Raw genomic sequence first — 22341 nt, forward strand, 5'->3', positions numbered from 1 at the left:
AAATGGCAGAAGATATTGCGATTTCAGTAAATGATGTCAGTAAGATGTACAAGCTTTACGATAATCCTATGGATCGTCTTAAGGAGTCCCTGGGATTATCCAGAAAAAAGAAATATAAAGAGCATTATGCGCTCAACCATGTATCCTTTCAGGTGCATAAGGGAGAAACAGTGGGAATTATCGGAACAAATGGTTCCGGTAAATCCACGATCCTGAAGATCATCACCGGCGTACTTTCGCCTACGGCCGGAGAAATAGCCGTAAACGGAAGGATCTCAGCGCTTCTGGAGCTGGGAGCCGGATTTAACGGAGAATATTCCGGACTTGAAAATGTATATCTCAACGGAAGCATGATCGGTTTTTCCAGGGAAGAGATCGATGCCAAGCTGCAGTCTATTCTGGATTTTGCAGATATCGGTGATTTTATCTATCAGCCGGTAAAAACATACTCCAGTGGTATGTTCGTGCGTCTGGCTTTTGCGGTAGCTATCAATATCGATCCGGAGATCCTGATCGTTGATGAGGCTCTTTCCGTAGGAGATGTATTTTTCCAGGCAAAATGTTACCGGAAATTCGAAGAGTTTAAGGAAATGGGAAAGACCATTCTGTTTGTAAGCCATGACCTGAGCAGTATCGGAAAATACTGTGACCGTGTTGTACTTCTAAACAAAGGTGAGAAGCTTGCAGAGGGTGGTGCCAAGGAGATGGTCAATCTTTACCGTCGTGTGCTGGTCAATCAGTATGACGATGCAGATCTGGAAGAAAACACAGACGATGCAGAAGAGGGACAGACGACGGAGAACCAGGCAGCCGGAGCAGACGTTTCACTGAAAGCACATACCGGAAGCGGTAAAGCTATGAAGGACAGCCTGAACCTGAATCCCAAGGTCCTGGAATACGGCAGTAAGCTTGGCGAGATTGTGGATTTTGCCATCCGGGATGATACAGGTATGATCACAAATGTGATCGAAAAAGGCAAGGAATTTTCCGTTCAGATGAAAGTGAAGTTCCAGGCAGATGTCAGTGATCCGATCTTTGCATTTACCCTGAAAGATCTGAAAGGCACCGAGATCACAGGAACCAATACCATGTATGAACATACGCCTCTGAAACCGCAGAAGGCAGGCGATGTCCGTGAGATCACCTTCAAACAGGTGATGCCTCTGGAGGCAGGGGAATATATGCTGTGTCTGGGCTGCACCGGATATAAAGACGGCGATTTTACCGTATTTCATCGTCTTTACGATGTGTGTAACCTGACCGTGATCACAGATAAGAAAGCAGTGGGATATTTTGATCTGTTTTCCAAAGTATCTGTGAAATAAGTGGAGGAACGACTATGGCGGAGTTGAATTTAGATTATTATACGGCGAAGGATCATTATTCCGATGGGGATATCGAGGAAACACTTCTGAAAATGGCACAGGAAGGCAAATCTTTTGAAGACCTGCCGGAGGAAGAGGTGAGTTTTCCAATGGTCTACCATTTTTCAGGGCTGCGGGAGAATATCTTAAGCTGGTATCCTCTGAAAAAGGCGGATTCCGTTCTGGAGATCGGAGCCGGATGCGGAGCCATTACCGGAATGCTTTGCCGCAAGGCCGGTCATGTGACTTCCGTGGAGCTTTCCAAACGTCGGGCAGATATCAATTATGCGAGAAACAGGGATAAGGAAAATCTGACGATCATGGTTGGAAACCTCAATGACATGACTTTTCCGGAAAAATTCGACTATGTGGTAGTAAACGGTGTGCTGGAGTATGCCATGAGCTTTACCGAGGGAAAAACTCCTTACGAGACATTTCTTCAGCGTATGGGCGCTTATCTGAAGCCGGAGGGAAGACTTCTGATTGCCATTGAGAACAGACTGGGATTGAAGTACTTTGCCGGAGCACCGGAGGATCACACAGATCTTCATTTTTTCGGGATCAATGGATATCCGGGAAATCAGTCTGTGCGCACCTTTTCCAAGAATGAACTGGGAGAGCTGCTGGAAAACAGCGGCTTTCCTTTTCTGCGCTTTTACTACCCGTATCCGGATTATAAATTTCCGACAGAGATTTTTACAGATGAGAGCCTTTATACCAATTCCTACGGAAGAAGCTATCCTGTATACACAGATAAGACAGCAGATCTTTTTGCAGAAAGTGAAGGCGTAAAGGCCTTCGAAAAAGAGAAGATCCTGGACAGCTTTGTGAATTCTTTTCTTGTGGAGGCAGGACGTACCGAAAACCGGGACCCGGAGGAAATCCTTTATGTGAAGCTGAACCAGGAGCGAAAAGAAAAGTTCCGTCTTCTGACCAGGATCGTCCGGGAGAACGGAGAGGTCCGTGCGGAAAAAGAGGCTATGGTGCCCCAGGCTGAGGAATTTGTGGAAAAACTGGAAAAAACCGGAACAGAGAGTACCGGATCTGATAAATACAAGAATCTTCCCTGCAGGGCAGAAAACGGAAAGATCTCTTATCCGCTCCTTACCGGAAAAACTCTTCACCAGGAAATCGCAGAGCTTGCCCAGAAAGAAGATCTTGAAGAGATCAAGGCCCTTCTTAAAAAATTCTATCAGGAATTTTTCTGGGCTCGTCAGGTTGTGGATTACAGGACCGGAGAGTTCCGTGAGGTATTTGGTGATCATCCGGGAAGAAATGATTACGAATGCGTCTGCCCGGCCAATGTGGATCTGATCTGCAGCAACATCTTTATGGGAGAAAAGGAAAATCAGATCATAGATTATGAGTGGATGTTTGATTTCCCTGTGCCTGTGAATTTTATCATGTGGCGCCTGATCCATGAACTGTATACACATGTTTCTGAGCTGCCGCGGTTATGTCATGAGGATGAGATGATGGCGGAGTTTGACATCAGCTATACAGACTATGAGATATTTATGGATTGGACCATGCATTTCGTCTATGAGTATGTGGGCTGTGGTTCTCTGATCCCGTTTGAACAGAAAAAAGTGCCGGTTTCCGTAACAGAGCTGGTGAACAGAGAAAGAGAAAAGCATCAGATGCACAGCAAGCTGTACTATGATCTTGGTGAGGGATTCTGTGAAGAGCATACACTTTATGCAGAGGGAAAACTTTCCGGAAACCGTTTCCGGGTAGAGTTTGCGCTTTCCGGTATCAAAGGAATACGAAATCTCCGCTGGAATCCCGCAAACGGTCATTTCCTGAAAGTGAGGATAGAGCGTCTGGATTGCGGATGCAGTGCGGAGCTTGTGCCGCAGGGTGTCCATATGAAGGTGGATAACAGTACCACTGCGTTTTTTACCACCGATGGCTTTTATCTTATCGATGTTACGCACCCGGAAAATGTGGACAGGATCGTAATAGAGGGAAAACTTGACTGCCTTGAGCTTCCGGATGTGGAAAAGCTTCTGGCCTTTGAAAAAGAGCGGGAAGTACGAAGAGAACAGGAGCGTGTCAGAAAAGAGGCTGAACGTGCCGCAAAGCAGGCAGCAGAGGAAGCAGCCCGTGCGCAGGAAGAGGCCCTTCGTCATCCAGGCAAAAAAGAGCAGGTAAAGAAACTGGTCAAAAAGGTCCTTCGCTATCATACAGAGCCGGCAGCAGTGATGGGAGTGGAGACAACTCCTACCTGTATGGGCAGTGTTGATTTCTTCCATTATGAGAATGGCACCTTAAATGCCATTGGCTGGGCCTTTGATCCGACGTTTGCGTCTATGGGACAGCCAAGGATCGCATTTTATCAGGGAACACAGAAGCTTCAGGAGGCTTCCTGTACTACGATCTACCGTACGGATGTGGCTAATGCCATTGGAAATCCGGATGCGGAAAGTGCCGGATTTTCTTTCCTGGCAACGGTTCTTGCGCCGGCAGAGACTTCTGTTTTCCTGGAATACGGAACCGCAGCGGATACCGGAAGATTCCTTATCGGAAAGATCCCGGGAACCAGGGATCAGAAAGAACTTCTGGTATACGCGATCGAAGATCCGAAGAGTATCGGAAATCTCCGTCATTTCAAACAGCGTCATATACGCAGTGCGAGAAAGGCATATCCACAGGCAGTCTATCAGCAGAAGGTGGATGTGATCGTGCCGGTTTACAACGGATTGGAGTATTTTGATGCCCTGTTTTCCGGAATTGAAAAGACGAAGGTTCCTTATCGTCTGATCCTCGTAAATGACAAGAGTCCGGATCCTGAGGTAGGAAACTATCTGGAAAAATATGCCGCAGAGCATGACAATGTGGTACTTCTGAATAATGAGACCAATATGGGCTTTCTTCCGTCTGTAAACCGTGGATTAAAGATGGCGGAAAATCATGTGGCTCTTGTAAATACAGATGTGGAGGTTCCGGAAGAGTGGCTGGAGCGCCTGATGCTTCCGATCTTTGCAAAGGAAAATATTGCAACTACTACACCGTTTACCACCTGCGGAACCATCTGCAGCTTCCCGGATTTCTGCCGGGATAACAAACTGTTTGAGGGAATGCCGCTGTGGGAGATCGATGATGAATTCCGCATGATCCGTCCGCAGTATCCGGCTATGCCTACCGGTGTGGGCTTCTGCATGGGTATGAACCTGAAAGCGATCCAGGAGGTTGGCCTTCTGGATGAGGAGAATTTCGGAAAAGGCTACGGTGAGGAGAATGACTGGTGCCAGCGTGCCATAGCTGCAGGCTATGAGAACGTGCATGTGGATAACCTGTTTGTATATCACAAGCATGGTGGAAGTTTCCCGTCTGAGGAAAAGCAGAGACTTCTGAAAGAGCACAGTGAGGCGCTGCTCCGCAAGCATCCGGATTACAACAAGGATACTGCGGATTACTGCAGAAGAGACCCGCTTCGTCCGGTAAGACTCTACGTGGAAATGAAGCTTCTCAATAGGAAGCTGGATGTGCCTACCATTGTGGCCTTTGACCATGATCTTGGCGGCGGTGCAACGGCTTATCTTGTGGAAAAAAGACGTCTGGCTCTGCGGGAAGGATACCGTTTTGTGACCATCCGTTATAATATCGTAAGCAATCGTTTTTACTTTACGTATCAGTATAAGCAGTATGAGATGGAATTTTTTGCAAATGATCTGGAAACTGCCCTTGGTGAGCTGATGCGTGTGGATGAGATCTGGATCAACGAGCTTGTGACCTATCAGAATCTTTACGGAACCCTGGAACGTATCCTGCGTCTTAAGAGAGAGCAGGGTGCGAAGCTCCTTATGCTTCTTCATGATTTCTTTGCCCTTTGCCCGGCAGTGAATCTGATCGATGCAGAAGGAAAATACTGTGGTGTTCCATCCTGTGAGGTCTGCGATAAATGTATTCCGGATAACCGCAGCAATGCCTGCACAGAATACGGAACCGGAACGCTCTGGCGTACAAAATTCCGGGAATTTCTGTCAAACTGTGATGAAATCCGTGCATTTTCCGATGATACGGCAAGGCTGTTCAAGCGTGCTTATCCGGATGTATACAATCTCCATGTGATCCCGCATGCACCCCATTACCTTCCGGCAGTGAAAAAAAATAAAAAAACCACAGAGACCTTTAACATTGGTCTTATCGGCGTACTCTGCTACAAAAAAGGCCTGGAGGTTGTGAAGGCGCTTGCAGGATATATCGAAGAGAATGAACTGAATATCCGTCTGAGACTGATCGGTACTTCCGACGAAGAGATCGAAAGTCCGGTATTTTCCCAGACAGGAAGATATACAAGAGAGGAGATCCCAAGACTTACCCTGGAGCAGGATATTGATATGTTCCTGATCCCGTCCGTATGGCCGGAGACCTTCTCCTACACAACCTCGGAGATCATTTCCATGGGATTTCCGGTAGCGGTACTTCCGGTAGGTGCACCTGTAGAACGTGTGAAACGCTATGCCAAGGGCCTTGTCCTGAAAGATGAGAAGCCGGAGAATATTGTGGAAGAGATGATTTCTCTGTGGAAAACTCTCGGCGAAAGTGAGCTCCCTGTGGAAAAACGCAGGCTTCTTTTCGTAGGAGAGGAGATTTCCTTTGCCTCCAGATATCGTGTGGAGCATTTCCGGGAGCAGCTGATCCTTAAAGGCTATGCATCGAAGTTTATCCAGATAGATCAGGCAGAGCAGGAAAAGATCGAGGAATATACAGCGATCGTGATGTACCGCTGCAGCAAGCTGATGGAAGCAGAACTGCTTGCCAACCGGGCGAAAGCAGCCGGAATCCCTGTTTACTATGATGTGGATGACCTGGTATTTAATTACGAAAAAATTTCCGGGCTGCATTTCCTGAAGGGAAGCGAGTACAGTGACTTCCGCACAACTACAGACCGTATCCGCGGATGTATGGGATTCTGCGACGGATATTTTACATCTACGGAGACACTGGCAGGAGAGATCCGGGAAGAATTTCCGGAAAAACCGGTGGTGATCAACCGCAACTGTATGAGTATGGAGATGGAGATCCTGTCTCACGAGGCTGTGGAGCAGACAGACAAGGCTAAAGACCGGATCTATATCGGATATTTAAGTGGTTCCAAAACCCATGATCAGGATTTTGCCCAGGTGGAGGCAGCACTTCTGGAGGTGATGGAGCGCCACCCGGAGGTTTACCTGAAGCTGGTGGGTGTGCTGGATGAATCCGGAATGGAGCCGGTGCAGAACCGCATCGAGAAGCTTCCGTTTATGGACTGGAGACAGCTGCCTGCCGTGATCGCAGGACTTGATATCAATCTGATGCCGCTGGAGAACAGCCTGTTCCACTGGTGTAAATCCGAGAATAAGTGGACAGAGGCTGCCCTTGTAAAGGTTCCGAGTGTCATGAGCCGTAACTGTGAGATGGAATACGTGGTCGAAAACGGAAAAGATGGCTGGATGTGCACCACAAAAGAAGAGTGGGTCAATGCCCTGGAAGCTCTGGTTACTGATGAGAAGGCCAGAAAAGCCATGGGTGAGGCCGCACATCAGAAGGTTATGGAACATTACCTTACAGTAAATACCGGAAAGGATGCAATGGAGGAATTGTTATGCAGCGAGAGCTATACGAAGTAGAAAAGGACAGGTTTGACCTGAAGGACAGTTCTCTGTATCACCTTCAGGGAACCTGGCCGAAGGATCATAAGCCGGAAGCCGTTCTTGACGGGGAAAAGCTTCCGGCAGCCATCAGTGCCCAGGAGCGTGTCAGCGCCCTGGAGCGCTTTAAGGATCTGGATCTGGTAAACGGAGAACGTGTGCAGATGGAAATCTGCCTGCCGGATCTGGAGGGCAAAAAGAAGCTTGTTGTTTATGCGGTAAAGGGTGAAAAACGTATCCGGTGGTTTTCTGTTTCGGCAGCACAGCTTTACAGGAAACAGGGAAAACCGCAGTACTTTATTGAGAGCATCGAGGTGGAAGCCGGGGAAAAGATCTGCCGTGTCCGTGGCTGGGCAGCCTTTAACAGACCCCTGACCATACGCCTGGAGGATCGCAGCCGGAAGGAAATCCCCTGCGAGATCACCAGACTGAAACGTGTGGATGTACAGAATCAGTACCAGGAAACAGAAATCGATGAGAAGAGCGGTTTTTTCTTTGAATTCCATTATGACAGTGTGAGGGAATTCTACATTGTATTTGAGGCAGGCAATGTGCGGACGCTTCGTCTGGTACATCTGCAGCCACAGAAGCGCCTTGCGGAGAAAGCTGCGGTATATTTCCGTAAGGGAAGCCGTTACATGAAGCTTCACGGGGCAGCAGCCCTTACCGGAAAGGTATTTGGAAAGGTGCTGGACCGTAAAAACCGTCCGGTGGATTATTCCAAATGGATCGTGAAGCATCTGCCGGACAAGGCAGAGCTTGCAGAAGAAAGAAAAACGAAATTTTCCAGGAATCCAAAATTCAGTATTGTGATCCCGCTTTACAAAACACCGGAAAAATATCTCCAGCAGCTGGTAGATTCCATAGAAGCCCAGACCTACGGGAACTGGGAGCTTTGTCTTTCCGACGGAAGCGGAGCAGATTCTCCTCTTACCGATTATCTGAACAGGCTGGAAAAAAGTGATGACAGGATCCGTGTGATCCGCAACGACCAGGCACTTCAGATCGCAGAGAATACCAATGCGGCCATGAAAGCGGCAACAGGAGATTTTATCGTGTTTGCAGATCATGATGATGAGCTGACGCCGGACGCCTTGTTCCGGTGTGTGAAAGCGCTGAATGAGGATCCGGAGCTTAAGGTTCTGTATTCCGATGAAGATAAGATGTCCATGGACGGGCACAAATTCTTTCAGCCGCATTTCAAACCGGACTTCAATATTGATCTTTTGTGTACAGTAAACTACATCTGTCATCTTTTTGTCGTAAAAAAAGAAATCGTGGATCAGATCGGAATGCTGAAAAAGGAATTTGACGGTGCACAGGATTATGATTTTGTGTTCCGCTGTGTGGAAGCTGCGGGAAGAGAGCAGATCCATCATATCCCCAGGATCCTTTATCACTGGAGATGCCATGAGGATTCCACAGCAGAGAATCCGGAAAGCAAAATGTATGCCTTTGATGCAGGAGCACGTGCCATCAAGGCTCATTATGACAGGCTCGGAGTTCCGGTGGAAATCGAAAAAGGTGAATATCTTGGACTTTACCGTACAAAATTCCTCTGGGAGGAAAAACCGCTGATTTCCATCATCATCCCAAACAAGGATCACATCGATGATCTGAAGAGATGTATTGATTCCATCGAAGAAAAGGCAACTTACCGCAATTATGAGTATGTGATCGTGGAGAACAACAGTACGGAGGATGAGACCTTTGCTTACTATAAAGAGCTGGAAGCATCCAATCCGAAAGCCCATGTGGTGTACTGGGATGGTATTTTCAACTATTCTGCCATCAATAATTTCGGAGCTGCTCATGCTAAGGGTGACTATCTGCTTCTTCTCAACAATGATACGGAGATCATCAGCCCGGACTGTCTGGAGCAGCTTCTGGGATACTGTATGAGACCGGATGTGGGAGCTGTAGGAGCGCGGCTCTATTATGAGGATGATACCGTGCAGCATGCAGGAGTAGTCGTTGGCTTCGGCGGCATTGCGGGACACTGCTTTGTGCAGCAGAAGAGAGACGCTACCGGATACTGCCACAGGATCATCTGTGCCCAGGATTACAGCGCTGTAACCGCAGCCTGCATGATGGTGAAGCGTGAGGCCTTTGATAAGGTTCACGGATTAAGTGAGGAATTTCAGGTTGCTTTTAATGACATAGATTTCTGCCTTCGTCTGGGAAAAGCCGGATATCTGGTTGTATACAATCCTTATGCGGAGCTTTATCACTATGAATCCAAATCCAGAGGTCTTGAGGATACACCGGAGAAGGTGGCAAGATTTAACCGCGAGATCGCTTCCTTTGAGAAGCACTGGCCGGAGATCCTCCGTGACGGAGATCCTTACTATAATCCGAACCTTACACTGGAGAGCCAGGATTTCTCTCTGAAGCGGATATAGGAGGTTATATTTTGGAAAAGAAAAAAATCTGGAAGGATGAGAGAGTTCAGGCAGGGGTTCTTGTCCTGGCAGCATTTCTGCTCCTGACTGCATGGGCGTTTATGCAGCCCCTGGGGGCAGGCCCCGATGAAAAAATGCGCTACATGGTGGCACAGTATCTTCATGAGCATCCGGGAAAGCTGCCTCTTGGAGATGAGCCAACCATCCGTGATGCGACATGGGGGATTTCCTATGCCTATTATCCGATCCTTTCCTATATGGTATCTGCTGTATTTATGGGGATCGCAGGTCTGTTCCATGCATCTGCAGACGGATTACTCCATGCGGCGAGGATGGCAGATGTGCTCTTTGTGACTGGAGCGGTATATTTTGTGGTGAAAGCATCCGGAAAGCTTTTTCCGAAAGAGGGAAGATGGCTGTTTGCCGCACTGGCAGGATTTATGCCGCAGGCATTGTTTCTGGGAACTTATGTAAACACGGATTCCCTGGCGCTTTTATCCATGGCGATGATCCTGTATTCCTGGTCCTGTTATCTGGAAGCGAGAGACTGGAGCTTCAGAAATTCGATCCTTCTGGCTGTTGGAATGGCAGTCTGTGCACTGTCCTACTATAATGCCTACGGATGGATCTTATGCAGCTTCCTGTTTTTCTGCCTGACAGTCCTTCTGTGCAGGGAAGAGCCGGTGAAACAGAGAGTTGCCTTTCTGTTCCGGAGAGGGATCGTGATCGCGGCAGTAACCCTTGCTTTATGCGGCTGGTGGTTTATACGAAATGCCGTTCTCTATGACGGAGATCTGATCGGAAGAAATGCCTGTGCACAGTGTGCGGAAAAATATGCGGCTGTTGATTACAGGCCGTCCAGATACCCCACACCGGAGAAGCTGAACTGGTCATGGAAGGATATCCTTTTGTATCAGGACCCGGGCTGGCAGCATAACTGGCTGCTGACAGTTCTGGTAAGCTTTATCGGAACCTTTGGCCTGATGCAGATCTATATGCCTTATAGTGTGAGCAAGGCATATTTCCTGTTCTTTGGAATGGGTGGGATCGGTATTTTGACCATGCTGGGAATATTTTATCCGAAGAAACGTACTGTGGTAAAAGAACGAAAAGCAGCAGGAAGTGAAAAGCTGAAGATAAAAACAATAACCGTGTACGATAAATGGGACAGAAAAGGGATCTTTCATCTGCTGCTGATCCTTCTGATCCTGATCCCTGTGGGTCTGTTTATGTATTATGTATATTATAGTGACAACCAGGCACAGGGACGTTATATCATGCCGGCACTGTATCCGGCCATGTATTTTGTGACAGCCGGCTGGAATCGTCTGCTTGAGCGTTTTGTAAAAAAAGAAAATATCAGAATGTGGATATACCGGGTCCTGACAGCACTTCTGGCTGCTTCGCCGTTTTTATGCTATATCTTCCTGGTAGTTCCGTTTTATGGCTGACACCCAGATGGTGAGATGGCAGAAAAAAATCCCTTCTATGTATCCGGATATGACCGGTACATAGGAGGGATTTTTTGATTCTGAAATATATTTGCCTGGGAACCAAGATCAGGAACGGATGATCCGGATCATGCGCCACAGCAGAAGGATAAGGAGCAGGATGCCCACACCGCCAATGGCAAAATACGGGATCTGGGATCTGGATTCGGAATAAGCTTTTGCAGAATCCATGTTTTCATCATTTTCCAGTACATCGGAGGAGCTTTCCTGGGAGGGATCCTCGACAACTGCAGTTCCCACCTGAGTTCCGCCAAAGGAATAGGTACGTAAGATCTGACCATCAGATTCCGTATCTTCCGTAGTCAGGTCGTCTGCGGTCGCACCGGATGGAACCATTACAGTGCCGCCGGACAGGATGTGAAAATCATCCTCGCTGAGATCCAGAAGCTGGAAATTGGAAAAACCGTAATCCAGAAGTGAGATCGCTTCGTTGGCTGTCTGACCGGTCGCTCCGTTCATGACTACTGCGATCAGAGTAGTACCGTTTCGCTGTGCAGCTGTGACAAGAACGCTTCCGGAAGCAGTGGTGGTACTTTCACGACCGCCGATACATCCTTCATAATAGGAAGCGGATGCAGGATCTGTCATGGTAAAAGAGCTTGTCAGGTTACGGGTACCGCCGGAAACATTGGTAGCCGGGATTGTATAGGAGGTGGCTCCGGAGATGGTGCGGAAGCTGTCATTACGGATAGCCGCCTGCATGATCAGAGCCAGATCATGTGCTGTGGTATGCTGGTTGTCATCCGGGAGACCGGTAGGATTGGTGAATACCGTATTGGTACATCCTAGCTCCTTGGCACGGTCGTTCATTTTCTGGACAAAGGCATCTACAGATCCACCGATCTGTTCTGCGACCTGGAGTGCAATGTCATTGGCAGAGGCCAGCATCAGAGCGTAAAGGCACTGCTCCATGGTAAATACCTCTCCGAGCTGTGAGGAAATATGAGCGCCTCCGTCTGTAACACCGGATACGCCGGTTTCTGTCATGGTAACCTGATCGTCAAGCTGGCTGTTCTCCAGTGCCAGAAGACAGGTCATGATCTTAACTGCGCCGGCCGGAGAAAGCGTGGTGTCCATATCCTTGGCATAGAGGATCGTATCGGAAGTATCTTCCATGATCACGGCAGATGCGGAAGTGATCTCAGGCCCCTGAGGCCATCCGCTGATCCCATTGGTGGTAATACCGGAGGATACAGCAACAGCGGTTTCTTCTGTGGCGAAAACTGGAGTCTGGAACACCATGGAAGCGGAGATCCCAATAGCCAGAAGAGCTGTGGTTATTCTTGATTTTTTCATGATAAATGGTACTCCTGTATAAAAAATAATTCTTATGTAAGCAATACATACGTAAGCTCAGTATAACACATTTCCTCTCTTCCTTGCAAAAAAAATGATGGAATGGTAAAATATGTTCATCAAACTGTTACTGAGAACAGAGTGAACAGTAACATCAAACTGAGTAATACGGAGATAATATATGAGTAAAGATGATTCTACAGGAAAAATCCAATGGGACAGACTTATAAAGAAGCTTTCCCCCTATACAGTACAGAAGGGCTTAAGATACCTGAAGCATTATGGCCTGAAAGAGTTCTGGATCCGGCTTCATGAGCGTTTTGAACCGGAAGAGGTTCCTTACGGACCATGGTATGAGGCATACAGACCTGACGAGGAAACACTGGAGAAGCAGCGGAAACGCAAATTTCCGGATGGGCCGCTGATCAGCATTGTGGTACCTGCATATCTGACACCGGAGCGTTTTTTAAGACAGATGCTGGACTCTCTCCTTGCACAGACATATGAGAACTGGGAGCTGTGTCTGGCAAACGGAAGCCCGGAGGATCCGGACATGCAGACTGTGCTGAGATCCTATGCAGAGATGGACAGGAGGATCCGCTATCAGGATCTGAAAGAGAATCTTGGCATTGCAGAAAATACAAACGCAGCTTTTGCCATGGCAGAGGGTGATTTTATCGCACTTCTGGATCATGATGATCTGCTGGCACCTAATGCATTGTATGAGATCGCGGCGGCACTGGAGGAGCATCCGGAGGCGGATGTGATCTATACAGATGAGGATAAGGTCACGACAGATCTTTCTGAACATTTTCAGCCCCATCTGAAACCGGACTTTAACCTGGATCTTTTAAGATCCAATAATTATATCTGCCATTTTCTGGTGGTAAGACGTTCCGTAGTGCAGACAGTGGGCGGATTCCGCCGGGAATTTGACGGCGCCCAGGATTATGATTTCATTTTCCGCTGTGTGGAGCAGGCCAGGGAAGTGGTCCATGTACCGGAGATCCTTTATCACTGGAGGACCCATAAATCCTCCACAGCAGATAATCCGGCAAGCAAGATGTATGCTTTTGAAGCCGGCAGACGTGCCATTGAGGGGAATCTCAAACGGACCGGAACTCCGGGAACCGTGGAGCATACTCCGGATTTTGGATTTTACCGTGTGAAGTATCCGGTGCAGGGAGAACCTCTGGTTTCTGTTATCATTCCGAACCGTGAGGAGAAAGAAACGCTTCAGGCTTGCGTGGAATCCATTTTTGAAAAAACTGCCTACAAAAATTACGAGATCATCATTGTGGAGAATAACAGCAGCTCCGAAGAGATCTTCCGGTATTACAGAAAGCTTTCGGAGGATCCCAGGGTCCATCTGATCCGCTGGAAAAAAGGCTTCAACTATTCTGCCATCAACAATTTCGGGGTGCGCCATGCCAAAGGAGATTACCTGCTTTTTCTGAATAATGACGTAAAGGTCATCGATCCGGACTGGATGTCAGAGATGCTGAGCGTGTGCCAGCGTAAGGAAACAGGTGCAGTTGGCGTCAAGCTGATCTATCCGGATAACACCATTCAGCATGCAGGCTGCGTGGTGGGAATGGGCGGAATTGCCGGGAACATGTTTGTGAATATGCCGGCAGAGCGTACCGGATATCTCCATAAGGCTTCTCTTCTGCAGGATATGAGCTGTGTGACTGCAGCATGTATGATGATGAAGAAGGAAGTTTTTCTGGAGGCAGGAGGCTTTACGGAAGAGCTTGCAGTTGCGTTTAATGATGTGGATCTCTGTCTGAAGGTGCGAAGCCACGGCCATCTGATCGTCTATGATCCGTATGTGAAGCTCTATCATTACGAATCCAAGTCAAGAGGCACTGAGGACAGCGAGGAAAAGGTCCGCCGTTTCCAGACGGAGATCGAATACATGCGCTGTCACTGGCTGGATATCCTGAAAAAAGGAGATCCATACTATAACAAAAATCTTTCTTTAACCAAATGGAATTATTCCCTGAAGCCCCTTCCGGGAATGGGAAAGAAGAAGGGATAAAGCAATGCAGGAAGTATCAGTAGTCATACCAAACTTTAACGGAATGGCATATCTGGATGGTGTTCTTTCCAGTCTTGAAAGACAGACTATCCGTAATTTTGAGGTTATACTAGTGGATAATGGTTCCACTGATGGCAGCTGTGCGTTTGTTTCGGCGGAATATCCATGGGTACACATGATACAGCTTCCGGAGAATTACGGCTTCAGCAGAGCCGTCAATGAAGGGATCCATGCGGCACGTTCCCCATATGTGCTGCTTCTGAACAATGATACGGAAGCGGAACCGGATTTCCTGGAGGAGATGGTTGCTGCCCTGCGCAGACATAAGAAGGCATTTTCCTGTCAGGCAAAGATGATCCAGCTTCATGACAGGGACAAGATGGATGATGCCGGAAATTATTACTGTGCCCTTGGCTGGGCTTTTGCCAGGGGAAAAGGCAAGGATATCCGCCATTATGACCGAGAGCAGAAGATTTTTTCCACCTGTGCGGGAGCTGCGATCTACCGGAAGAAATTTATTGACAGGATCGGAGATTTTGATGAGGAGCATTTTGCTTATCTGGAGGATCTGGATATCGGCTATCGTGCCAGGATCTGCGGTTATCAGAACTGGTATGCTCCAAAAGCGAAGGTTTATCATGTAGGAAGCGGCACCAGCGGCTCCAGATATAATCAGTTTAAGATCCGGTATTCTTCCAGAAACAATATTTATCTTATCTATAAGAATATGCCGTTTCTCCAGATCGTGCTGAACCTTCCGTTTTTTCTGGTGGGATTCGGTGCGAAGATCCTGTTTTTTGCGTCCAAGGGATTCGGACGTGAGTACCTTGCAGGCATCAAAAACGGCTTTCAGATCAGCCGCAAAAACAAAAAAGTCAGATTTTCCATGAGGAATCTTCCGCGTTATATACAGCTCCAGTTTGAACTCTGGATCAACATTTTTAGGCGTTTTGCCGGTTAAGACATCATATTTTCACAGAATTTTTATATTTCGGAGGGAAGATTTTATTGCTTTTGAGTTTCATCTATTATAAGATAAAAGCAATGAACTTAAATGAGGTGGCGGAAATTGATTAAAGACAACCAGAAAAATTTCAGTCGTCTCCATATGCTGATCGATGTATTTGTGATCGCGGCCTCCTATGCCCTGGCCTGGTTGATCCGTTTTCAGGGAATTTTTGAACATTCGGCGGTCCAGTCCAAGACCGTCCAGGAATATATGTTTATGCTGATATTCATTATTCCGGGATATTTACTTCTTTATCAGGCCTTTGATCTTTATACACCGATGCGAATGCAGGGGCGTCGTCTCGTACTTGCCGGAATTGTGAAGGCAAATGCGTTAGGGCTCCTTATCATCATGTTTGCACTTTACAATTTTAAAGAGCTGGACTATTCCCGTCTTACTCTGGTTTCTTTCTGTGTGATCAATATCGTCCTGGAATGGTTTGTGCGTATGGTCATATTTTACATTCTCCGGGATATGCGCAAAAAAGGAATGAACCAGAAACAGGTGCTGCTGGTAGGATACAGCCGTGCTGCCGAGGAATATGTAGACAGGATCCTGCAGAATCCGCAATGGGGATATGTGATCAGGGGCATACTGGATGACAATGTGCCGGCAGGCACTACTTATAAGGGCGTTAAGGTAATCGGTCGAATCGCCAATCTGATGATCATCCTTCCATCCAGTCGTCTGGATGAGATAGCCATTACCCTGGGCTTAAGTGAGTATTATCGTCTGGAAGAGATCGTTGCACTCTGTGAAAAATCCGGCGTGCACACAAAATTTATTCCGGATTATAATAATATTATTCCGACCAAACCATATACAGAAGATATTCTCGGGCTTCCGGTGATCAATATCCGGTATGTGCCCCTGAGCAACACGTTTAATGCACTGATCAAGAGATCTATGGATATTGCAGGCGCGATCGTTGCGATCATTGTGTCCTCACCAGTGATGTTGGTGTTGTGTATGCTGATCAAGCTGACTTCGCCGGGACCGCTGATCTATAAGCAGGAACGTGTCGGGCTTCACAATCAGACTTTCCGGATGTATAAATTCCGTTCCATGGAGATCCAGAAAGAATCAGAAGAAAAAAAGGCGTGGACAGTAAAGAACGATCCAAGAGTTACCGGAATCGGTAAATTTATGCGTCATACCAGTCTGGATGAGCTTCCACAGCTTTTTAACATTCTGAAGGGTGAGATGAGTCTTGTGGGACCAAGACCGGAGCGGCCGTTTTTTGTAGAAAAGTTTAGGGAGGAGATACCACGTTATATGGTCAAGCATCAGGTGCGGCCGGGTCTTACCGGGTGGGCACAGGTAAATGGCTATCGTGGAGATACTTCTATCAGAAAAAGGATAGAGTGTGATCTGTATTATATCGAAAACTGGTCTGTGGGATTTGATATAAAGATCATGTTTCTTACCATATTCAAAGGATTTATTAATAAGAACGCATACTAAAAAGGGGAAAAGGAAAAGATGTCAAAACCTCGGAAAAAAAGCAAGAAGATTTTATTTATCCTGGAGATCGTCGTACTGCTCCTGTTTATCGGAGGTCTGTTCGTTTATGGTCAGATCTCAGCCAAACTGGATAAGATCGACATCCAGGAAACAGATCTTGCAGACCAGGATATTGTAACTAATGATCAGGCACCGCAGATGACGGGATATACCACCTATGCACTGTTCGGACTGGACCACAGAAGCAAGAATGAGAAGCTGAATACAGAGAACAGTGATACCATCATCATTGCGAGTATCAACAATGATACGAAGGCAGTCAAACTTGTGTCTGTCTATAGAGATACCCTTCTCAATGTAAAGGATGATACCTATTCCAAAGCCAATTCGGCATATGCATTTGGCGGACCGACCAACGCGGTTTCCATGCTGAATACGAATCTGGATCTGAATATCACAGATTATGTTGCCATTGATTTTAATGCGCTGGTAACTGTGGTAGACTGCCTCGGAGGATTGGACATCCCTCTTTCCTATGCGGAGATCGTTCATATGAATAATTACTGTGTGGAGACATCAGAGGAAACCGGAAAGAGCTACACACCGATCGAACTGCCGGATCCGAAGCCGGAGGATGAGGAAGCGATCGTAGATACCTATCATCTTAATGGTGTACAGGCTACCTCCTACTGCCGTATCCGTTATACCGCAAGTCTTGATATGGGACGTACCGAGAGACAGAGACGAGTGATCCAGATGATCGTAGATAAGGCGAAAAAGGCAGGACTTTCCACTATCTTTGATATTATGGATCAGGTATTCCCGATGGTCAAAACTTCTGTTTCCAAAACAGAGATCCTGAAGATGATCCCGGCTATGATCGGCTACAGTATTGATGAAACTACAGGCTTCCCCAACGATTATAAATTTGCCCAGGTAAAGGGCAGCGTTATCGTACCTACCACACTGGAATCCAATGTTCTGAAGATGCATCAGTTTCTGTATGGAGACACCAGTTACACTCCGACGCAGGATGTACTCAACAGAAGTGCCCAGATCACAAATATCGCAGGCGGAGGCGATGTGCAGGACACTGCACCTGCGGTGACAGATACACCGAATGACGCAACGGATGATTCGTACACGTGGCAGGGAGATACATCCACAGATTACAGCAGTACGGACACAAGTGATGATGCTGATTACAGCACAGACACAGATTATGATTCGGATTACTCCGGAGACGATTACAGCACAGATACGGATTATTCCGGAGACGATTACAGCACAGATACGGACTATTCCGGAGGCGATTCCGATACGGATTATAACGATTATACCGACGGAGAAGATTATTCGGAGAATGAATAAAACATCAAAATGAGCAACCAGCAGAAGGGACCATCCAGTAACGGGTGGTCCTTTCTGGACAGGAGACAAATATGAAAACATTAAAAACAGACGTGATCATCCCGGCATACCGTCCGGGAGAAGAATTTGAAAAACTGCTGGAAAGACTCAGCGCACAGAAATATCCTATCAATAAGATCCTTGTCATGAATACAGAAAAGAAATTCTGGAAAGAGACCTGGGAACAGGAATATCCGCTTGTGGAAGTCCGGCATCTTACAAAAGAAGAATTTGACCATGGTGGTACCAGAAGGCAGGCGGCAGAGCTTTCGGATGCGGAGATCCTTGTATTTATGACACAGGATGCAATGCCGGCAGACAGGGAACTGATCGGAGCACTGGTAGGAGCTCTTGCAGAGAATCCACAGGCAGGAGCCGCTTATGCGCGTCAGCTTCCAAAAAAGGACTGCAGATTTCTGGAAAAATATACCCGTTCCTTTAATTATCCGGAACAGTCCTGTCTGAAAACGGAAAAAGATGTACAGACCTACGGGATCAAAACATATTTCTGCTCCAACGTCTGTGCTGCTTATGATCACAGGATCTATGATGAGATTGGTGGATTTCCGGAGCATGCTATTTTTAATGAAGATATGATCTATGCAGGCTGGATGGTAAAAAAAGGCTATGGAGTTGCCTATGTATCAGAAGCGCGTGTATATCATTCTCACAATTACACCTGTATGCAGCAGTTCCACAGGAATTTTGATCTGGGAGTTTCCCAGGCGGAGCATCCGGAGGTTTTTGAAGGAGTGCCTTCCGAAGGTGAGGGCATCCGGCTGGTAAAAAAAAGCATGGCATATCTTCTGAAAACAGGCCACATATGGCTGATCCCCGGACTGTTTTTGCAAAGTGTCTCCAAATATGCCGGCTATTTTCTCGGAAAACGATACAAAAAGCTCTCTGAAAAAATGATCCGCTCCTGCACCATGAATCCGGAATACTGGAAAAAGAACAAATAAGAGCAGGTCACGGTTTTTTAAAAGAGATATCACAGTTTAAACACAATTCCCTGTTAAACTGTCTTTTATAAGAGAAATAAATGTTACTGAGAACGGAGTGAGCAGTAACAGATACATGCATCAGATAACATAGAAGGGAGCACCAGAGGCATGAGTGAAGAGAATAAATGGGTGACAGACTTGCCGGATGAGGATAAGAATGCTTCGGCAGAACAGAAACCGCTGACGCATCCTTATTCTGAGGGACGCAGGATGCAGGAGAGCAGACAAGACAGTTATGCAGGTGCCGGACAGAGTGAAGGCACTTCGCAGGAGAAACCAAAATACGGACATTATGAGGTGCACCAGCCTCAGGCCGGTAATTATGCCGGTGGAAATATACCGCCCAAAAAGCCGCGGAAAAAGAGAAATTTTTCAGGCAACAACAGCTTTGGAAAGAAAGCAGCCACTGCGGTGGCACTGGCTGTGATCTTTGGGCTGGTAGCCGGAGTGGTTTTTCAGGGCGTGAATATTGCAGCAGATAAATACAGAGGAAATGACAGCAGTACAACGATCGGAAAGACAGAAACAGTTACCGGAACAGAGGACAGTAGCTCTGCGGATTCTACTGTGAAGGATATTGTGGCAGAGAGTGGTACAGTGGCCGGTGTAGCCCAGGCAACCATGTCTTCTATCGTTGCCATTACATCTGTCAGTGTGCAGGAAATCCCAAGCTTTTTCGGATATGGAACGAGGCAGTATCAGAGTGCAGGAAGTGGTTCCGGTATTATTGTAGGAGAAAATGACAGCGAGCTTCTCATTGCGACTAACAACCATGTGGTATCTGGAGCGACTACACTTACTGTGTGCTTTGCAGGCAGTGATGTGGTAGGAGCGGAAGAAGAAACCCAGGCTATGGCAAGCAGCTCCGATGGAGATGCGGATGTGGATAATGCAGTTTCTGCCAAGATCAAAGGCACCGATGAAGAGAATGATCTGGCAGTGGTGGCAGTGGAGAAATCCGATATTCCGGATGAGACCATGGATGAGATCAAGATCGCACAGATGGGAAGCTCGGACGATCTTGTAGTCGGTGAGCAGGTGGTTGCCATTGGCAATGCACTGGGCTATGGACAGTCAGTTACCTCCGGATGGATAAGTGCCCTTAACAGAAACATCAGTACAGAGGACGGAGAAGCCAGCGGACTGATCCAGACTGATGCAGCGATCAATCCCGGAAACAGTGGCGGTGCACTTCTGAACATGAACGGTGAAGTGATCGGTATCAATGCGGCCAAGTATGCAGACAGTCAGGTGGAAGGCATGGGATATGCCATTCCGATCTCCAAGGCAGAGCCGATCCTGGAAGAACTGATGAACCGCGAAACCAGAGATAAGGTGGAAGATTCTTCCAAGGTAGGATATATGGGAGTCAAGGCTGCTGATCTTACAACAGAAGCCATCCAGATGTATAATATGCCGGCAGGTGCTTTTATTACTGAGGTAACGGAAGGTGGCGCAGCAGATAATGCAGGGATCAAAAAAGGCGATATCATTGTGAAGCTGGATGGACAGAAGGTAAGCGGCAAGGATGACCTTGTTGATAAGCTGCAGTATTATGAGGCAGGAGAAACCATCGAAGTGGTGATCTCCAGAGCGAACAGCGGAGAGTACAAGGAACAGACGGTTGAAGTGACCCTCGGAAGCAAACCCTCTTCTGACAAATAAAAGAAAATACAGGATAACCATTTATAAACCGGGGAGCTGCATAAGAACATGCAGCTCCCCGGTTTATAAAAACTTAATTTGATACAGCCGGATTATGTGCTATAATATGCATAATAAAAACCAGAAAGGAAATGTTATGGCAGATCAGTTTGATAATAATAAAGACAATGACCAGGAGCAGAAATACGAGAAATTCTGTTTTTTATGCCGCAGACCGGAGAGTCAGGCAGGGAAGATGATTGACCTTCCTAATCATATACATATCTGTGCGGATTGCATGCAGAAAAGCTTTGATACTATGAACACCCAGATGAACAATGGAAATTATTCCGATCTTTTTAACATGCCGAATGTGAGCATGATCGATCTCAGCAGTTTCCAGAATCCTGGAAACCAGGCGAAGAAGATCAAGAAAAAATCAGAGACTCCGAAGCCGGTGATCGATCTCAAAGATATTCCTGCACCACATAAGATCAAAGCAACTCTGGATGAATATGTGATCGGACAGGAATATGCCAAGAAGGTAATGTCTGTAGGTGTATACAACCATTATAAGAGAGTTGCCACAGATACCATGGATGATATTGAGATCGAGAAATCCAATATGCTGATGATTGGACCTACAGGCTGCGGTAAGACTTATCTGGTGAAGATGCTTGCCAGACTTCTTCAGGTACCGCTTGCCATTGCAGATGCCACATCTCTTACAGAGGCCGGTTATATCGGTGATGATATCGAGAGCGTAGTATCCAAGCTGCTTGCAGCTGCAGATAATGATGTGGAGAAGGCAGAGCACGGGATCATTTTCATCGATGAGATCGATAAGATCGCAAAGAAGAAGAATACCAACCAGAGAGATGTCAGCGGAGAGGCTGTCCAGCAGGGACTTCTGAAACTTCTGGAGGGAAGTGAAGTGGAAGTTCCGGTAGGTGCTACCAGCAAGAATGCCATGGTACCTATGGTGACTGTAAATACAAGGAACATTCTGTTTATCTGTGGCGGTGCGTTCCCGGATCTTGAGAATATCATCAAAGAAAGACTGAATAAACAGGCGTCTATCGGATTTTATGCAGATCTGAAGGACAAATATGATGATGATCCGCATGTGCTGGAGAAAGTAACGGTAGATGATCTCCGTGCATTTGGAATGATTCCGGAATTTATCGGTCGTCTTCCGATCATCTTTACCCTGAACGGGCTGACGGAAGATATGCTTGTGAAAATCCTCAAGGAGCCGAAGAACGCCATTCTGAAACAGTACAAGAAGCTTCTGGCACTGGATGAAGTAAAACTGGAGTTTGAGGACGGTGCCTTACATGCCATTGCCCGTAAGGCATTGGAACGCCATACAGGAGCCAGAGCTCTCCGGGCTATCCTGGAGGAATATATGCTGGATATCATGTATGAGATCCCGAAGGACGACAATATCGGTGAGGTCGTGATCACAGAGGGATACATTCAGGGCAACGGAGGTCCGAAGATCCTTATGCGTGGACAGGAGATCCCGGCACTGGAAGGATAAGAAACAAGAAGATTCTT

The 22341-nt window shown here is 47.1% G+C and carries 12 protein-coding genes; 11 read left to right on the top strand and 1 reads right to left on the bottom strand.

All coding sequences use genetic code 11. From position 1 onward, the window contains the following. Positions 1-2 precede the first annotated feature (2 nt). The 4 genes from NCY57_RS06080 to NCY57_RS06095 are packed head-to-tail and all read left to right on the top strand — an operon-like array spanning position 3 to position 10853. Positions 3-1325: an ABC transporter ATP-binding protein gene (locus tag NCY57_RS06080; protein WP_021651905.1), complete on the top strand. Its 1323-nt coding sequence runs from the start codon at positions 3-5 to the stop codon at positions 1323-1325. 14 nt (positions 1326-1339) lie between these two features. Beyond that, entirely contained in the window at positions 1340-6979 is a 5640-nt protein-coding gene (locus tag NCY57_RS06085) for a glycosyltransferase (protein ID WP_250789555.1), read from the top strand. Then, complete coding sequence (locus tag NCY57_RS06090; protein WP_250789556.1) at positions 6955-9402, top strand: glycosyltransferase family 2 protein; 2448 nt, start codon at positions 6955-6957, stop codon at positions 9400-9402. The genes NCY57_RS06085 and NCY57_RS06090 overlap by 25 nt, the downstream gene beginning before the upstream one ends. A gap of 11 nt (positions 9403-9413) precedes the next feature. After that, positions 9414-10853 carry an ArnT family glycosyltransferase gene (locus NCY57_RS06095; protein WP_250789557.1) on the top strand — a complete coding sequence of 480 codons (1440 nt, stop codon included), beginning with the start codon at positions 9414-9416 and terminating at the stop codon, positions 10851-10853. Between the two features lie 108 nt (positions 10854-10961). Here the strand turns inward: NCY57_RS06095 and NCY57_RS06100 are convergent, their stop codons facing one another. After that, entirely contained in the window at positions 10962-12209 is a 1248-nt protein-coding gene (locus tag NCY57_RS06100) for a D-alanyl-D-alanine carboxypeptidase family protein (RefSeq protein ID WP_250789558.1), read from the bottom strand. Between the two features lie 181 nt (positions 12210-12390). On the opposite strand from NCY57_RS06100, the gene NCY57_RS06105 reads away from it, so the two are divergent. The 7 genes from NCY57_RS06105 (at position 12391) to clpX (ending at position 22324) form a co-directional block, all read left to right on the top strand. After that, positions 12391-14250, top strand: coding sequence for a glycosyltransferase family 2 protein (locus NCY57_RS06105; RefSeq protein ID WP_021651910.1), 1860 nt, complete (start codon positions 12391-12393; stop codon positions 14248-14250). 4 nt (positions 14251-14254) lie between these two features. After that, complete coding sequence (locus NCY57_RS06110) at positions 14255-15211, top strand: glycosyltransferase family 2 protein (RefSeq protein ID WP_021651911.1); 957 nt, start codon at positions 14255-14257, stop codon at positions 15209-15211. 108 nt (positions 15212-15319) lie between these two features. Then, positions 15320-16723 (top strand): undecaprenyl-phosphate glucose phosphotransferase, encoded by a 1404-nt coding sequence (locus tag NCY57_RS06115; RefSeq protein ID WP_022426969.1) that lies wholly within the window; start codon positions 15320-15322, stop codon positions 16721-16723. An 18-nt stretch (positions 16724-16741) separates the two neighbouring features. Next, positions 16742-18094: an LCP family protein gene (locus tag NCY57_RS06120; RefSeq protein WP_092072540.1), complete on the top strand. Its 1353-nt coding sequence runs from the start codon at positions 16742-16744 to the stop codon at positions 18092-18094. Positions 18095-18165: 71 nt separating this feature from the next. Next, complete coding sequence (locus tag NCY57_RS06125; protein ID WP_250789559.1) at positions 18166-19095, top strand: glycosyltransferase family 2 protein; 930 nt, start codon at positions 18166-18168, stop codon at positions 19093-19095. Between the two features lie 150 nt (positions 19096-19245). Continuing rightward, on the top strand, positions 19246-20802 hold the full coding sequence (locus tag NCY57_RS06130; protein ID WP_250789560.1) for a S1C family serine protease: 1557 nt from the start codon (positions 19246-19248) through the stop codon (positions 20800-20802). 136 nt (positions 20803-20938) lie between these two features. Then, positions 20939-22324 (top strand): ATP-dependent Clp protease ATP-binding subunit ClpX, encoded by a 1386-nt coding sequence (gene clpX / locus NCY57_RS06135; protein ID WP_022426973.1) that lies wholly within the window; start codon positions 20939-20941, stop codon positions 22322-22324. Positions 22325-22341 lie beyond the last annotated feature (17 nt).

It is taken from the genome of Blautia sp. MB18-30 (assembly GCF_023669475.1).
Taxonomy (GTDB): Bacteria; Bacillota; Clostridia; order Lachnospirales; family Lachnospiraceae; genus Blautia_A; species Blautia_A fusiformis.